The following is a 15140-nucleotide window of genomic DNA, read 5'->3' as shown; positions in this document are numbered from 1 at the left end:
CCTAGAAGCCGGCGGCTCGCAGAATGGCAACGGTTGCCACGCCGACGGCAACACTTGCGAGCATCGGCAGGCGGCGCGCCGCAAGTGCCGTCCCAAGACAAGCAGCCGTTTCGGCCCAGCCTGTCGCAAAGGCCGTCGGTGCGATCACCGCCATCAGGACTGCAGGCGGTATCGCCTCGATGGCCGTTCGGGTCTGTTCGGTCATTGCGACGTGGCGAATGAGGAGCAGGCCGCTCATGCGGGTCAGCACCGTTGCGACCGCCATGGCGAGGATCGCGAGAAGCGTATTGATGTCCAGGGTCATGCGGTGACCGCCTTTGTCCTTCTCGTCCACAGTGCCGCAGCTAGTCCAGCAAGCGCACCGGCTGCGATGTACCAGACACCTGGCACGAACTGGTGAACCATGACGGCCGCTAAAGCGCTCGCCGCCAATACCGACCCCGTCTCGCGGCCCTTCCAGAATCCCATCGCCAACACGACAAAGACCGCGGGAAATGCGAAGTCGAGCCCGATGGCGGCTGGGCCACGAAGGAACGCACCGAGAGAGGCGCCGATCAGCGTGGAGGCGACCCAAGCCAGATAGAATGGCATGGCAATGCCTGCGAACCATGAAGGCGTCAAGCGCGCAACGCCTGTTCGGAATTCCGCGATCGCCCATATCTCGTCGGCGAGGACCAGCATGGCCGCGTATCTTCGCCAGCCCGAGAAGGCCTGCATCTTTGTGCCGAGGGACGCGCTCATCAGGACATGGCGGATATTGACGAGCAGCGCAGCGAAGCCGACGCCTTCCCAGCTAGCCGGGTGCGTCCATATATCCATCGCGACGAACTGCGAACCACCAGCGAATACGAGCGCGCTCATCAAGGTCGCCTCCAGCGCCGACAGGCCTTTCGTGACCGAAACCGCGCCGAAGACGAGACCGATCGGAACAACGGCGACGACGAGCGGCAGAATTGCCTTCGCGCCGTCAAGAAAGTCCCCGACAGGTTGTCTTTGAGTAAGCATTGGAACCTCCAGAACTGCTAGCCCGGAGCTGTAAGCCGCCACACTGGAACCGTCTTGAACGAAAGTGATCAGCCCGCGCGATATTGTCCCGGGGTAACACCGGTGCGCGCCTTGAAGTGTCGGGTGAAATGCGCCTGGTCGGCGAAGCCGCACTGGATCGCCACATCGGCTGGTGCCTGTCCCGCCTGCAACAGTTTGCGCGCCTCGCGCACCCGTTTGTCGGTGAGGAAGGCATGTGGGGTGATGTGATATTCCCGCCGGAACGCCCGGATGAGATGCGCGCGGCTCAACCCTGCGACATCGGCCAATTCGTCAAGGCCGATGTCACTTTCGAAATTGTCGGTCAGGTAGTCGCGCGCACGGCCAACTGCGGTACGTTCCTTTGTGTCCACCGGCACGACGATCGTGCTGCCGTAACGCTGGAAGATTGCCACAAGTACACGAAACATTCCTTCCTCTGATTCCAGGGCACCGGCACCCCTTTCCAGCACGCGATGGGCGGCATGGAAGGCCGCGGCCATCTCGGGATCGTTGAGGAGTTCCTTCGGGAAGGACGGCGTGTCGTTGAAGGCCTTGCCGGTCACGTCTTCGAGGATATCGATGAAGAGTGTGGTATCCGGGTAGATCATTCTATAGCGATACCCGTCGCCACCCGGGACACCGTCATGCACGACGCCTGGATCGATGAGATAGAGGTCGCCTGCGCCCGTCTCCTCCCGGACGCCCTTCATCGTTGCGATCTGCGTGCCGCTTTCGATCGCGCCGATGGAGAAGGTGTCGTGGGCATGAGGCGCATATTCATGCGTCAGAAAGCTTGCGCTCAGGCATTCCATGTTGCGGAATCGGCGGTCGCGCCAGAAGCGCGCGCGTTCCGGACCTGCCAGCGGCATGGCGTCGGCCGCCTGTTTCTGCGATACATTCTCCATCAAACCAATTTACTGCGACCGCTACCCTGCGTCTTGAACAAAAGTGATCGCCATGCCGATATCTCCTTGGCTTGCTTTCACTTTGCGTTACTGATCTTTAGACTGCCACGCGACAACCGCTCTCCTCACTTTTGTGAACCACGATGACTGATTTTGTTGATAGTTTCGAAGACGAAGATCCATTCGACTCCGCTGGCTTGCGGCTGACCGTCGACCTGACGGCACTGACGGAAAACTGGAAAGACATGGCCCGCCGCTCCGGCAAGGCGCGAGCCGCGGCGGTCGTGAAAGCGGATGCCTATGGCACCGGCATCGAAGACGCCGGCGAAGCACTGTTTATGGCGGGCGCGCGTGATTTCTTCGTGGCGACGGTCGATGAAGGCGTGACGCTGCGGCCCTACGCCCCGGATGCGCGCATCTTTGTCCTCTCCGGCATCTGGCCGGGCACGGAGCGGCGCTTCTTCGAAAACGATCTCGTGCCGGTGATTTCGTCGGAAGAACAACTCGCCTTCTGGATGGCGGTGCTTGCCGAATACGGTGACTACCCCTGTGTGCTCCACGTCGACACCGGCTTCAACAGGCTTGGCCTTTCCATGAATGAAGCGATCGCGCTTGCCAACGACGTTTCGCGTCCGGCAAGTTTTGCGCCAGTGCTGGTCATGAGCCACCTTGCCTGCAGCGACGACCATTCCTCCGACATGAACCGGCAACAGCTTGAATCATTCCGGCAGGTTAAGGCCGCCTATGAAGGTATCGATGCAAGCCTTGCAGCCTCGGCCGGCATCTTCCTCGGCAGCGATTATCACTTCGATCTCACGCGCCCCGGCATCGCGATCTACGGCGGCGAAGCCGTCAACGGCCTGGCGAACCCCATGCGCCCGGTGGTGACCGCCGAGGCCCGGGTCCTTCAGGTTCGAACGGCCAAGACGGACGAGACCGTCGGCTACGGCCGCGCCATGCAATTGACCCGCGACAGCAGGCTCGCCATCGTATCGGCCGGTTATGCCGATGGATACCTGAGAAGCCAGTCGAGCGGTGGCGTCCCCCTGCGCCAAGTCGTATCGCAGGGAGGGTATGGTTTCGTGGCTGGTCGGAAAATTCCCGTTGCCGGTCGCGTCACCATGGACCTGACGATTTTCGATGTCACCGATCTTCCGGAAGATGCAGTGCGCGCGGGCGATTACGTGGAACTGTTCGGAAAGAACGTGCTCGTCGACGACGTAGCGCGCGCCGCCGGCACAATCGGCTATGAAATCCTGACCAGCATCGGCCTGCGGCACGAGCGGCGTTACCTGTACGAGGAAGACTAAGGATTTCAGCGCGTCGTCAGGGCCAGCCGGGCGCCGAGCGCGACGAGCAGCGCCCCAAGCCCGCGATCAAGCCAGAGGCCGATGCTCTGCCTGCGTTTGATGAGATCGGCAAGCCGCCCTCCCGCCAGGATGAGCGGCGGCTCGATGAAGGCTGCAACGACAATGATGAGTACACCGTGGACCGTCAGCTGCAGCCAGGTCGGTCCAGCGCCCTCGACCACGAATTGCGGCAGGAAGGCGAGGAAAAAGATCGCAACCTTCGGGTTCAACAGCGAAACGAGGATTCCCTGCCTGTAGACACGCCTCCAGGGCAGGACGTCCTTTGCCGCATTGACCAGACCGCCCTCGCCCTTCGAGCGTAACGCCTGAATGCCGAGCCAGACGAGGTAGATCGCCCCCACCCACTTGACCACCGAGAAAGCCAGTGCGGAGGCTTTGAGGATCGCGGAGAGGCCGAATGCGGCCATCGCGACATGCACGCAAGCGCCGGTCCAGATACCGAGCAAAGCGGCAAAGCCGGTCCTCGTCCCGCTCTTGATCGTATGGCCGAGGATGAAAGCCATGTCGGGCCCGGGCGACAAATTAAGCAGAACTGCCGCGGTCAAGAACGCGATCCAGTGCGCGAGTGAATAATCCAGCATCGTCTTGGCCCCCAATACAGTGGAGAACAAGTGCCACCGCTACCGCTGATAGGGAAATCATTAGTTTTGATCGGTGCCGCGAATAATCTATTTGGGCAGTCAAAGTGATTCGATGCGACGTGCGAGCGACCATCCAACCGAAAGCATGATTGATGGCGAAGGCCAGGACACAATTCATCTGCCAGAGCTGTGGCGCGGTTCATAACCGCTGGGCGGGCAAGTGCGACAATTGCGGCGAGTGGAATACCATCGTCGAAGAAGACCCGATGGGCGGCATCGGCGGCGGGCCGGCAAAGACGCCGAGGAAGGGTCGCCCGGTAACGCTGACGACACTCTCCGGCGAAATCGAGGAAGCGCCACGCATCCACACAGGTATTACGGAACTCGATCGGGCGCTCGGCGGCGGCTTCGTGCGCGGCTCGGCCGTGCTGATCGGCGGCGATCCCGGTATCGGCAAGTCGACGCTTTTGATGCAGGGGGCAGCCGCATTATCGCGCCGCGGGCATCGGATCATCTACGTCTCGGGCGAAGAGGCGGTAGCCCAGGTACGGCTGCGGGCGCAGCGCCTGCAATCGGCCGATACCGATGTCCTTTTGGCTGCGGAAACCAATGTCGAGGACATTCTGGCGACGGTGGCCGAAGGCAAGCGGCCCGATCTCGTGATCATCGACTCCATCCAGACGCTTTGGAGCGAACTGGCCGAATCCGCGCCCGGAACCGTGACGCAGGTCCGCACCGGCGTTCAGTCGATGATCCGCTTCGCAAAGCAGACCGGCGCTGCGATGGTTCTCGTCGGCCATGTCACCAAGGACGGGCAGATCGCAGGTCCGCGTGTCGTCGAGCACATGGTCGATGCCGTACTCTACTTCGAAGGCGATCGCGGTCACCACTACCGCATCCTGCGCACGGTCAAGAACCGTTTCGGGCCGACCGACGAGATCGGCGTTTTCGAAATGTCCGACAGGGGGTTGCGCGAGGTCGCCAATCCGTCCGAACTCTTCCTTGGCGAGCGCAACGAAAAATCGCCCGGGGCTGCCGTCTTTGCCGGCATGGAAGGCACACGCCCGATCCTGGTCGAAGTGCAGGCGCTTGTTGCCCCGACATCGCTTGGCACGCCTCGCCGTGCTGTCGTCGGCTGGGATTCGGCACGCCTGTCGATGATCCTTGCCGTACTCGAAGCCCATTGCGGCGTCCGGCTCGGCCAGCACGACGTCTATCTGAATATCGCAGGCGGCTACCGCATCTCCGAGCCAGCCGCCGATCTCGCCGTGGCCTCGGCCCTGGTTTCGTCGCTTGCCGGTATTGCTCTGCCGGCCAATTGTGTCTATTTCGGCGAAGTCAGCCTGTCGGGCGCGGTCCGGCCGGTTTCACAAACGTCCCAGCGCCTCAAAGAAGCCGAGAAGCTGGGCTTTTCTGCCGCGCTGCTTCCCTCGGCGTCAGCCGACCTGCCGAAGGGTTCCGGCGGTCGCTGGAGCGAGATCGAGAGCCTTCCGGATCTGGTTGCGCGCATTGCCGGGTCGAAAGGCGCGCTGCGACGTGTGGAAGACGAGGTTTGATCCTTTCATCGCCAGCATCGGTGATGTTATAGGAAACACGCAATGAGGCGCGACCAAGCCGTAGATAAAACGGCGGTCCTGGAGTTAAATTTATATGCCCATTACGATTTTCGACGGTATTGTTATCGGCGTCGTTCTTTTCTCCGCCGTACTTGCAATGGTGCGCGGCTTCTCCCGCGAAGTTCTTTCGATCGCAAGCTGGGGTGGCTCCGCAGCCGCCGCATACTATTTCTATCCCTACCTCGTTCCTTACGCGAAGAAGTACACGGATGACGACCGTATCGCGATCGTCGGCTCGGCCGCGGTGGTGTTCCTGATCGCTCTGATCGTGATCTCCTTCATCACCATGAAAATCGCGGACTTCATCATCGACAGCCGGATCGGCGCTCTGGACCGTACTTTGGGCTTTCTCTTCGGCGCGGCTAGGGGCATACTTCTTCTCGTCGTCGCTGTTGCTTTCTGGAACTGGCTCGTGGACGTGGATCACCGTCCGGCCTGGGTGAACAACGCCAAGTCGAAGCCGTTCCTGGACTCAATGGTTGTCAAGTTGCAGTCCGTACTGCCGGCCGAATTCGCGCAGATGGTGCGGGCGAGCGTGATGGACAAAATTCAGCCGCAGGGCGGCAATACTGAAAGCGGCAACGCGCCTGCATCCGACCAAGCGCCAGCCGAAGATGCAGCGCCCGCCCCTGCGAATGGTGCACAGCAGCCGTCTAATTGACGCAGTGTTCAACAGCTTGACCCGCCGCCTGGCAACTGCCATTTGGGGGGAACGTGAATAAAGGTCCGGCCGGGCATCCGCTCCGCCGGGCCTCAGCCGTTTAAAACGCATGATGACGGCGTCATGCTATGGAAAGCCGATCCATTCTTGTGAGAGCAAAGGCCCGCATCGATGAACCAGTCTCATTCCTTGACGCTCAATGATGAAATCGATGGAGACACTCTCCACGAAGAGTGCGGCGTCTTTGGCATCCTTGGCCATGACGATGCGTCTACCTTGACGGCCCTCGGCCTGCATGCCCTCCAGCATCGCGGGCAGGAAGCAGCGGGTATTGTCTCCTTCGACGGACTGCGCTTCCACTCGGAACGACATATGGGCCTGGTCGGCGATCACTACACGGACCCGACCACCCTCGCCCGCCTTCCCGGCAACATCTCGATCGGCCACAATCGCTATTCAACGACCGGCGAAGTAGCGCTGCGCAACGTGCAGCCGCTCTTTGCGGAACTTGAAGTCGGTGGCATCGCCATCGCCCATAACGGCAACTTCACGAACGGGCTCACCCTTCGCCGACAGTTGATTGCCGGTGGCGCCATCTGTCAGTCTACGTCCGATACGGAAGTCGTCCTCCACCTCATCGCGCGCTCGCGCTATACCTCTACCGCCGACCGCTTCATCGACGCGATCCGCCAGATGGAAGGCGGTTATTCGATGCTCGCCATGACGCGCACGAAGCTCATCGCAGCCCGTGATCCCACCGGCATCCGTCCCCTCGTCATGGGCGAACTCGACGGCAAGCCAATCTTCTGCTCGGAGACTTGCGCGCTCGATATCATCGGCGCGAAATTCGTTCGCGATGTCGAAAACGGCGAAGTCATTATTTGCGAAATCCAGCCTGATGGGTCGATCTCGATTGACGCTCGCAAGGCTGGCAACGGCCAGCCGGAGCGCCTCTGCCTGTTTGAATACGTCTACTTCGCCCGTCCGGACTCAGTCGTCGGCGGCCGCAGCGTGTATGTCGCCCGCAAGAACATGGGCATCAATCTGGCCAAGGAATCACCTGTTGAGGCTGATGTCGTCGTTCCCGTACCGGATGGAGGCACGCCGGCTGCGCTCGGTTATGCGCAGGAGAGCGGCATTCCGTTCGAATACGGCATTATCCGCAACCACTATGTCGGCCGCACCTTCATCGAGCCGACGCAGCAGATCCGCGCCTTTGGCGTGAAGCTGAAGCATTCGGCCAACAGGGCGATGATCGAGGGCAAGCGCGTCGTTCTCGTTGACGATTCGGTCGTGCGCGGCACCACCTCGCTGAAGATCGTGCAGATGATCCGCGATGCCGGCGCCAAGGAAGTGCATCTGCGTGTCGCCAGCCCGATGATCTACTATCCCGACTTCTACGGCATCGACACGCCCGATCGCGAGAAGCTGCTGGCCAACCAGTACGACAGTCTCGAAGCCATGTGCAAATACATCGGCGCCGACTCCCTGGAGTTCCTATCGATCAACGGCCTCTACCGTGCCGTGGGCGGTGAGGACCGTAATGATGCCCGTCCGCAATTCACCGACCACTACTTCACCGGCGACTATCCAACCCGCCTTCTCGACAAGGACGGCGAAACGATGGGTCGCAAGGTTTCCTTGTTGGCGACCAACGGCTGACAGCCATTGGCTTTGACATTTGAGCAAGGGGCGCTTATTGCGCCCCTTGCTTTTTCAGCTACGGGAGACCGGGGACCATGACCATCAACCTTGAAGGCAAGATTGCGCTCGTCACCGGCGCATCCCGCGGCATCGGTTATTTCACGGCGCTGGAGCTCGCAAAGGCCGGGGCGCATGTGATTGCCTGCGCCCGCACGGTCGGTGGTCTCGAGGATCTCGATGATGCGATCAAGGCGGCTGGCGGCTCGGCAACCCTCGTCCCGTTCGACCTCGCCGACATGAACGCGATCGACGCGCTCGGCGCCTCGATCTTCGAGCGCTGGGGCAAGCTCGACATTCTCGTGGCTAACGCAGGCGTACTCGGCGTGATTTCGCCGATCGGGCACATCGAGGCAAAGACCTTCGACAAGGTGATGACCATCAACGTCACCGCGACCTGGCGGCTGATCCGTTCCGTCGATCCGCTGCTGTCGCGCTCCGAGGCCGGCCGCGCCGTTATTCTTTCGTCCGGTGCTGCGCACAAGTGTCGCCCGTTCTGGGGTCCCTACTCCGCCTCCAAGGCCGCTGTCGAGGCGCTTGCCCGCACCTGGGCAGGCGAAACACAGCGCACGCCCCTTCGCATCACCAGCGTCGATCCGGGTGCGACCCGCACCGCCATGCGTGCTCAGGCGGTTCCCGGAGAAGATCCGGAGACATTGCCGCATCCCTCGGAGGTCGCCAAGGCGATCCTGCCGCTGGTCGGACCAGATGTGACCGAGACCGGCAAGCTCTTCATCGTTCGCGAGAACAGGCTCGTCGATTATCATCTGCCGAGCTGAGCGCGTTCCTCAGTTCCTAGCAATCGCCGGGAACAGGTCGGCGAGGCCTGTTTGCGACAGGCATAGCACGTTGAGATCCACCATCCCCTGAATACCCTCGAGCCTGCCGTTGTCGGCATACTGCCAGATTGTCCAGTCGCGGCAATCGTTCTGCCGTGGCTCCTGTGCGATGCTGCGTAGCCAGAGATAGTGATCGGGGAAACGGGCCTTGTTTCCCTTCAGATATTGGTCGAAGAACTGCTGGTTCAGATAGAAGATCGGCCTGCCTGGATAGGTACCGTTCAGTTCGTCAAAAAATGCGTTGATCTCCGCGCTCAGTTCATCAAGCGTCGGCACCTTGCCGCAGTTGCCGGTGAACTCGAGGTCGATCACGAGAGGCAGCGTACCCACCTCGACCGGGACGGTTGTCATCACATTGCGCGCTTGCTCGCGGCCTGGACGGCAGAAGGTGAAGAAGTGATACGCGCCGCGCACGATACCGGCTTCCTTCGCCGCCTTCCAGTTTTCCGCAAAAAGCCTGTCGCGGTGGTCGCCGCCCTCGGTCGCCTTCATGATCGCGAAGCGGACGTTCGGTTGGCGCGCCACGACATGCCAGTCAATGACGCCCTGGTGGTGGCTAATGTCGATGCCCTGTATGGGATAGTCCGTAAGCGTCGGTGGAGTGAACGGTGCCATGGCGCGATCGTATGCCAGATACGATGCGATCGCGACAGCCAGAATCACCGCTGCGAGAGCTGTCCGATAGAGGGTTTTCACGCCACCACTCGATAGTTGCTTGCACCGTTGTAGCAAAATTTTGTGAGGTCGCGGCAGATGGCGCCAGCCCCGGACTGCATTTGCGATTCGGGCGTTCGTCGCGGCAATCGAATTGCATACGACGAACGCCCTTGACCAAACCCGGATCACGCGCCATAAAACCCGCCATGAAAACGGTTATCTGCATTATCTGCCGGAAAATTATTCGCTAGCGCGCTCGCTGGCCTGGCCGTTTTCGTCTCCTGAAAAGTCCAAGATGAGAAACGCCCCGGCCCGCCGGGCAGAAGCATTTTTCGGATCATTGCATTTGGGAGAGTAGACATGGCCGGCGCGCCAGACACGAAGAAGCCGGAACTGAAGCTTTACAACACGCTGACACGCGAAAAGACGGCATTCGCGCCGATCGATCCGCATAATGTCCGCATGTATGTCTGCGGCCCGACGGTTTACGACTATGCCCATATCGGCAACGCCCGCCCGGCGATCGTATTCGACGTTCTGTTTCGGCTGCTGAACCATGTCTATGGCGCCGAGCATGTCACCTATGCCCGCAACATCACCGACGTCGATGACAAAATCAACGCGCGGGCACTGCGTGACCATCCCGGTTTGCCGCTGAACGAAGCGATCCGGCTCGTCACCGAAAAAACCGAGACGCAATATCTCGAGGATGCAAAGGCGCTCGGCTGCCTCGACCCAACGATCCAGCCTCGGGCAACGGACAACATCGCCCAGATGATCGAAATCATCGAGAAACTGATCGCCAAGGGCCATGCCTATCAGGCTGCCGGCGAAGTGCTGTTCGACACCAAATCGATGGTCGACTACGGTCAGCTTTCGAAGCGCAATCTCGATGAACAGCAGGCCGGTGCCCGCATCGCCGTCGATGCGCACAAGAAGAACCCCGGCGACTTCATTCTCTGGAAACTTTCGAGCGAGAGCGAGCCGGGCTGGGAGAGCCCATGGGGTCGCGGCCGCCCCGGTTGGCACATCGAATGCTCGGCCATGAGCGAGCGCTATCTCGGTCAGGTCTTCGACATACACGGCGGCGGACTCGACTTGATCTTCCCCCACCACGAGAACGAGATTGCCCAGTCGCGTTGTGCCCATGGCACCAAGGTCATGGCGAATGTCTGGATGCACAATGGCTTCCTGCAGGTCGAAGGCCGCAAGATGTCGAAGTCTGAAGGCAACTTCGTGACAATCTATGAGCTACTGCACACCGAGAAGTTCGGCGGCCGGAAATGGCCGGGCGAGGTACTGCGCCTCGCGATGTTGATGACCCATTATCGCGAACCGATCGATTTTTCGGTCAAGCGTCTGGAGGAAGCCGAGCGCCTGCTGGCCAAGTGGCCTGCAGCCGATGCTGCCGATGCGCAGCCCGACGCTGCAGTCGTCAGCGCTTTGGCCGACGATCTCAACACAGTGGCAGCAATCCAGGCGTTGCATGTGCTTGCCCAGTCGGGCGACCACGCGACATTCGCCGCCAGCGCGGCTTTGCTGGGTGTCCTACCCGCCAAGGCGGAGATCGACGAAGCTGTCGCGATCGAAATTGACCGGCGTGTCAAGGCGCGTCTCGAACTTCTTAAGGCGAAGAACTTCGCCGAAGCCGACAAGATCCGTGAGACGCTGCTTGCCGAAGGCATCCAGCTCAAGGACGGCAAGGATCCGGCCACCGGAGAGCGAGTGACCAAGTGGGAGGTGAAGAGATGAACACCTATACCGGTGGATGCCAGTGCGGAGCGATCCGCTTCCGGGTTCGCGGAATGTTGAATGATTCGTCCATCTGTCATTGCCGCATGTGCCAGAAGGCGTTCGGCGCCTACTATGCCCCGCTGGTTTCCGTGCGCGGCGCCGAGTTCGAGTGGACGCGCGGCGAGCGCAAGCGATTTCGCTCGTCCAACTTCGTCGAGCGCGGCTTCTGTTCCGATTGCGGTACGCCGCTGACCTACGAGGCACCGGATGGCATGGCGGTCGCGGCGGGCGCCTTCGACGATCCGTCCGCTCTTCCTCCAGTCATCCAGTTCGGCACCGAGGGAAAGATCGGTTTCGTCGATCACCTGCATGAGTTACCCGCACGCGAGACAGAAGAAGACGCTGAGGCTGCTCCGTTCGTACTCGACATTATCTCCTACCAGCATCCGGACCACGACACGACCAAGTGGCCTGTGGAGAGAAATCCGTGACAGCGGCTGCGGAAAACATTGGCGGTTGCCAGTGCGGCGCGGTTCGCTACCGGGCCGCAGGCGAACTCGGTTATCCGCATCTTTGCCACTGCCGTATGTGCCAGAAGGCCGCCGGGAACTACTTCATGCCGCTCGCGGCGGCCAAGCGAGAGGATTTTATCCTGACGCGCGGCGAACCGAAGTGGTTTCACTCCTCCGACATCGTTCGCCGCGGCTTTTGCGCAGACTGTGGGACACCGCTTTTCTATGATGTTCCGGATGCGGATTTCATCAACATCGTGCTCGGTTCACTGGACGATCCAGATAGCGTCAAGCCGGTGATGCAATCGAACACCGGACGCAGAATGAGCTGGTTTCACGAACTCGACGCTCTGCCCATCGAGCCGGAACCTGATACGCCCGAGCGTGGGAATGCGATCGCCGCGAGCAACCACCAGCATCCCGACCACGACACAGCCTATTGGCCAACCGGAGCGTCAACATGAGCGAACCCATTCGAACCGGCGGCTGCCAGTGCGGCGCGGTCAGATTCCGCATCAGCGGCAAGCTTGGCCGGCCTTCGATCTGCCACTGCCGCATGTGCCAGAAGCAGTTCGGCGGCTTCTTTTCCGCGCTCGTGACCGCGCCCACCGAAGGCATGGAGTGGACGCGCGGCGAGCTGAGCTACTTCCAATCCTCCGTCAACATCGAACGCGGGTTCTGCAAGAACTGCGGCACGCCAATGACCTACCGCCACCCGGGCGGCCTCGAGCTGGCGATCGGCACGTTTGACGATCGTAGCGATCTGGCACCGCAGATCCAGGTCAACTACGACGCACGCATCCCGTGGGTCGAGACGATCTTCGACCAACCTGTCCACCAAGACCCGGATTATTACTCGCAGCAGGAGAAGATCATCTCCTTCCAGCATCCTGATCACGATACTGCAATCTGGCCAGCCGAAGGCGTCAAAATATGACTGAAGTGCTCCGTACCCTCTATCCTGAAATCGAGCCCTATGCGTCTGGTCATCTCGACGTCGGCGACGGCCACAAGATCTACTGGGAGCGTTCAGGCACGCCGGGCGCCAAGCCGGCGGTTTTCCTGCATGGCGGACCAGGCGGCGGCTTCTCGCCGAGCCACCGCCGTCTGTTCGATCCTGCACTCTACGATGTGCTGCTGTTTGACCAGCGCGGCTGCGGCAAGTCCACGCCGTACGCGGATCTGAACGCCAACACCACCTGGCATCTCGTCGCCGACATCGAGCGGCTGCGCGAGATGGCAGGTGTTGAAAAGTGGCAGGTATTTGGCGGGTCCTGGGGCTCGACGCTGGCGCTTGCTTATGCCGAGACCCATCCGCAACGGGTGACCGAGCTGGTTGTGCGCGGCATCTATACGCTCACCAGGGCCGAGCTCGACTGGTATTATCAGTTCGGGGTGTCGGAAATGTTCCCCGACAAGTGGGAAAGGTTCATCGCCCCGATCCCGCCGGAAGAGCGCCATGAGATGATGTTGGCTTACAATCGCCGGCTCACCGGTGCGAACCGGGCTGTCGCGCTCGAGGCCGCGCAAGCCTGGAGCATCTGGGAAGGCGAAACCATCACGCTATTGCCCGAGAAGGCAACCAGCGGCAAGTTCGAGGACGCCGACTTTGCCTATGCCTTTGCCCGGATCGAGAACCATTTCTTCGTCAATGCCGGCTGGATGGAAGAAGGCCAACTGCTGCGCGATGCCTACAAGCTGAAGGATATTCCGGGTGTCATCGTGCACGGCCGCTACGACATGCCGTGCCCGGCCAAGTATGCTTGGCTGCTGCACAAGGCCTGGCCGACGGCCGAGTTTCACCTGATCGAAGGCGCCGGCCATGCCTATTCTGAGCCCGGCATCCTCGACAGGCTCATCCGCGCCACGGACACGTTCGCCGGAAAGCGATAACAGCCGCAAGGCCGACAGGACCACCATCATGACTCGCGAAAAGATCTACCTCTTCGACACGACGCTCCGCGACGGGCAGCAGACGCCCGGCATCGACTTCTCCGTCGAGGATAAGATCGCGATTGCGAGCTTGCTCGATGAGTTCGGCCTTGATTATGTCGAAGGCGGCTATCCCGGCGCCAATCCGACGGATACTGCCTTTTTCAGTGAGAAACGCACGACACAGGCTCGCTTCGTTGCCTTCGGGATGACGAAGCGAGCCGGTATCTCGGCTTCGAACGATCCCGGCTTGGCAAGTCTGGTGCAGGCCAAGAGTGACGCAATTTGTTTTGTCGCCAAGAGCTGGGACTACCATGTGAAGGTGGCGCTCGGCTGCACCAACGAGGAAAACCTCGAAAGCATTGCGCAGAGTGTCACGGCCTGCGTCACCGCGGGCAAGGAGGCTTTGGTCGACTGCGAGCATTTCTTCGACGGCTATAAGGCAAACCCCGCCTATGCCATTGCCTGTGCAAAGACGGCTTACGAAGCGGGTGCGCGCTGGGTCGTGCTCTGCGATACCAATGGCGGCACTCAGCCGCCGGAGATCCGTGCGATCGTCGAGGCGCTGATCGCTGCGGGCGTACCGGGGAACTGTCTTGGAATTCATGCGCACAACGATACCGGTCAGGCAGTGGCCAATTCGCTGGCAGCCGTGGAGGCAGGCGTTCGGCAGATCCAGGGCACCCTGAACGGAATTGGCGAACGCTGCGGCAATGCCAATCTTGTGACTTTGATCCCGACGCTGGCGCTGAAGGAAACCTATTCCAACCGCTTCGAAACGTCCATCGACAGCGAGCGGCTGACCAGCCTGACGCGCCTGTCGCATGCGTTCGACGAGCTTTTGAACCGCTCGCCGGACCACCAGATGCCCTATGTCGGTGCCTCCGCCTTTGCGACGAAGGCGGGCATTCACGCATCTGCTTTGCTGAAAGATCCTCGTACTTACGAGCATGTGACACCTGAAAGCGTCGGCAATTTCCGCAAGGTCATGGTCTCCGACCAGGGTGGAAAGGCGAACTTCATCAACGCGCTGAAGCGCCGTGGCATCGAGGTCGGGAAGGACGATCCGAAGCTCGATCACCTGATCGCACTGGTCAAGGAACGCGAAGCTTCCGGCTATGCCTACGAAGGCGCCGATGCGAGCTTCGAGCTGCTGGCACGCCGCACGCTCGGGACGACCCCGGAGTTCTTCTCGATCGAAGGTTTCCGCGTCATGGTCGAGCGCCGCTTCGATTCCCATGGGCGCGTGAAAATCGTCTCGGAAGCCGTCGTAAAAATTGTGATCGATGGACAGACGATCATGTCGGTCGCGGAAGGCGACGGCCCGGTCAACGCGCTCGACCTCGCACTGCGCAAGGATTTCGGCAAATACCAGCATGAGATAGACGATCTGGTTCTGGCCGACTTCAAGGTGCGTATCCTCAACGGCGGCACCGAGGCCGTCACCCGCGTCCTCATCGAATCGACCGATAGCGACGGCGTTCGCTGGTGGACGGTCGGCGTGTCTGAGAACATCATCGATGCGTCGTTCCAGGCGCTGATGGACTCGGTGATCTACAAGCTGATGAAGAACCGGCAGCTAGCCGGCAAGATTGCCGCCGAGTAG

General features: G+C 60.8%; 16 protein-coding genes. 11 read left to right on the top strand and 5 right to left on the bottom strand.

Features of this window, described 5'->3' with window-relative positions; genetic code table 11:
- Position 1: 1 nt before the first annotated feature.
- The 3 genes from BN77_RS10190 to BN77_RS10180 all read right to left on the bottom strand — a co-directional run bounded on the left by BN77_RS10190 (position 2) and on the right by BN77_RS10180 (position 1895).
- Positions 2-304 (bottom strand): AzlD family protein, encoded by a 303-nt coding sequence (locus BN77_RS10190; RefSeq protein WP_007531270.1) that lies wholly within the window; start codon positions 302-304, stop codon positions 2-4.
- Complete coding sequence (locus BN77_RS10185) at positions 301-1005, bottom strand: AzlC family ABC transporter permease (protein WP_007531269.1); 705 nt, start codon at positions 1003-1005, stop codon at positions 301-303. Before BN77_RS10185 ends, BN77_RS10190 begins: the two co-directional genes overlap by 4 nt.
- Before the next feature lie 68 nt (positions 1006-1073).
- On the bottom strand, positions 1074-1895 hold the full coding sequence (locus BN77_RS10180; protein WP_040677678.1) for an AraC family transcriptional regulator: 822 nt from the start codon (positions 1893-1895) through the stop codon (positions 1074-1076).
- Between the two features lie 179 nt (positions 1896-2074).
- Between BN77_RS10180 and alr the strand changes: the two genes are divergently transcribed.
- Entirely contained in the window at positions 2075-3241 is a 1167-nt protein-coding gene (alr, locus tag BN77_RS10175; protein ID WP_007531265.1) for an alanine racemase, read from the top strand.
- Positions 3242-3246: 5 nt separating this feature from the next.
- Here the strand turns inward: alr and BN77_RS10170 are convergent, their stop codons facing one another.
- Positions 3247-3882 carry a LysE family translocator gene (locus tag BN77_RS10170; protein WP_007531263.1) on the bottom strand — a complete coding sequence of 212 codons (636 nt, stop codon included), beginning with the start codon at positions 3880-3882 and terminating at the stop codon, positions 3247-3249.
- Positions 3883-4034: 152 nt separating this feature from the next.
- Between BN77_RS10170 and radA the strand changes: the two genes are divergently transcribed.
- From radA to BN77_RS10150, 4 genes are all read left to right on the top strand, one after another.
- Complete coding sequence (gene radA / locus BN77_RS10165; protein WP_007531261.1) at positions 4035-5438, top strand: DNA repair protein RadA; 1404 nt, start codon at positions 4035-4037, stop codon at positions 5436-5438.
- Positions 5439-5532: 94 nt separating this feature from the next.
- The gene (locus BN77_RS10160) at positions 5533-6159 is read left to right on the top strand and encodes a CvpA family protein (protein WP_007531259.1); all 627 of its coding nucleotides are present in this window, start codon (positions 5533-5535) and stop codon (positions 6157-6159) included.
- Positions 6160-6330: 171 nt separating this feature from the next.
- Positions 6331-7821 (top strand): amidophosphoribosyltransferase, encoded by a 1491-nt coding sequence (gene purF, locus BN77_RS10155; protein WP_007531257.1) that lies wholly within the window; start codon positions 6331-6333, stop codon positions 7819-7821.
- Between the two features lie 77 nt (positions 7822-7898).
- Positions 7899-8639 carry an SDR family NAD(P)-dependent oxidoreductase gene (locus BN77_RS10150; RefSeq protein ID WP_007531255.1) on the top strand — a complete coding sequence of 247 codons (741 nt, stop codon included), beginning with the start codon at positions 7899-7901 and terminating at the stop codon, positions 8637-8639.
- A 9-nt stretch (positions 8640-8648) separates the two neighbouring features.
- On the opposite strand, the gene BN77_RS10145 is transcribed toward BN77_RS10150, so the two are convergent.
- Complete coding sequence (locus tag BN77_RS10145) at positions 8649-9314, bottom strand: glycoside hydrolase family 25 protein (RefSeq protein ID WP_425280233.1); 666 nt, start codon at positions 9312-9314, stop codon at positions 8649-8651.
- Between the two features lie 402 nt (positions 9315-9716).
- Between BN77_RS10145 and cysS the strand changes: the two genes are divergently transcribed.
- The 6 genes from cysS to cimA are packed head-to-tail and all read left to right on the top strand — an operon-like array spanning position 9717 to position 15140.
- Positions 9717-11108, top strand: coding sequence for a cysteine--tRNA ligase (cysS, locus tag BN77_RS10135; RefSeq protein WP_007531249.1), 1392 nt, complete (start codon positions 9717-9719; stop codon positions 11106-11108).
- The gene (locus BN77_RS10130) at positions 11105-11581 is read left to right on the top strand and encodes a GFA family protein (RefSeq protein ID WP_040677016.1); all 477 of its coding nucleotides are present in this window, start codon (positions 11105-11107) and stop codon (positions 11579-11581) included. Before cysS ends, BN77_RS10130 begins: the two co-directional genes overlap by 4 nt.
- Positions 11578-12066, top strand: a complete 489-nt coding sequence (locus BN77_RS10125; RefSeq protein WP_007531245.1) for a GFA family protein — start codon at positions 11578-11580, stop codon at positions 12064-12066. The genes BN77_RS10130 and BN77_RS10125 overlap by 4 nt, the downstream gene beginning before the upstream one ends.
- The gene (locus BN77_RS10120) at positions 12063-12539 is read left to right on the top strand and encodes a GFA family protein (protein ID WP_007531243.1); all 477 of its coding nucleotides are present in this window, start codon (positions 12063-12065) and stop codon (positions 12537-12539) included. Before BN77_RS10125 ends, BN77_RS10120 begins: the two co-directional genes overlap by 4 nt.
- Complete coding sequence (gene pip / locus BN77_RS10115; RefSeq protein ID WP_007531241.1) at positions 12536-13495, top strand: prolyl aminopeptidase; 960 nt, start codon at positions 12536-12538, stop codon at positions 13493-13495. The genes BN77_RS10120 and pip overlap by 4 nt, the downstream gene beginning before the upstream one ends.
- A gap of 28 nt (positions 13496-13523) precedes the next feature.
- The gene (cimA, locus tag BN77_RS10110) at positions 13524-15140 is read left to right on the top strand and encodes a citramalate synthase (protein WP_007531239.1); all 1617 of its coding nucleotides are present in this window, start codon (positions 13524-13526) and stop codon (positions 15138-15140) included.

The organism is Rhizobium mesoamericanum STM3625 (genome assembly GCF_000312665.1).
Taxonomy (GTDB): Bacteria; Pseudomonadota; Alphaproteobacteria; order Rhizobiales; family Rhizobiaceae; genus Rhizobium; species Rhizobium mesoamericanum.
This window is presented reverse-complemented; position numbering and strand designations above follow the sequence as displayed.

Coding starts and splice junctions, on each gene's coding strand:
- BN77_RS10190 (WP_007531270.1), bottom strand. CDS start 304: ATGACCCTGGACATCAATACGCTTCTCGCGATCCTCGCCATGGCGGTC.
- BN77_RS10185 (WP_007531269.1), bottom strand. CDS start 1,005: ATGCTTACTCAAAGACAACCTGTCGGGGACTTTCTTGACGGCGCGAAG.
- BN77_RS10180 (WP_040677678.1), bottom strand. CDS start 1,895: ATGCCGCTGGCAGGTCCGGAACGCGCGCGCTTCTGGCGCGACCGCCGA.
- alr (WP_007531265.1), top strand. CDS start 2,075: ATGACTGATTTTGTTGATAGTTTCGAAGACGAAGATCCATTCGACTCC.
- BN77_RS10170 (WP_007531263.1), bottom strand. CDS start 3,882: ATGCTGGATTATTCACTCGCGCACTGGATCGCGTTCTTGACCGCGGCA.
- radA (WP_007531261.1), top strand. CDS start 4,035: ATGGCGAAGGCCAGGACACAATTCATCTGCCAGAGCTGTGGCGCGGTT.
- BN77_RS10160 (WP_007531259.1), top strand. CDS start 5,533: ATGCCCATTACGATTTTCGACGGTATTGTTATCGGCGTCGTTCTTTTC.
- purF (WP_007531257.1), top strand. CDS start 6,331: ATGAACCAGTCTCATTCCTTGACGCTCAATGATGAAATCGATGGAGAC.
- BN77_RS10150 (WP_007531255.1), top strand. CDS start 7,899: ATGACCATCAACCTTGAAGGCAAGATTGCGCTCGTCACCGGCGCATCC.
- BN77_RS10145 (WP_425280233.1), bottom strand. CDS start 9,314: ATGGCACCGTTCACTCCACCGACGCTTACGGACTATCCCATACAGGGC.
- cysS (WP_007531249.1), top strand. CDS start 9,717: ATGGCCGGCGCGCCAGACACGAAGAAGCCGGAACTGAAGCTTTACAAC.
- BN77_RS10130 (WP_040677016.1), top strand. CDS start 11,105: ATGAACACCTATACCGGTGGATGCCAGTGCGGAGCGATCCGCTTCCGG.
- BN77_RS10120 (WP_007531243.1), top strand. CDS start 12,063: ATGAGCGAACCCATTCGAACCGGCGGCTGCCAGTGCGGCGCGGTCAGA.
- pip (WP_007531241.1), top strand. CDS start 12,536: ATGACTGAAGTGCTCCGTACCCTCTATCCTGAAATCGAGCCCTATGCG.
- cimA (WP_007531239.1), top strand. CDS start 13,524: ATGACTCGCGAAAAGATCTACCTCTTCGACACGACGCTCCGCGACGGG.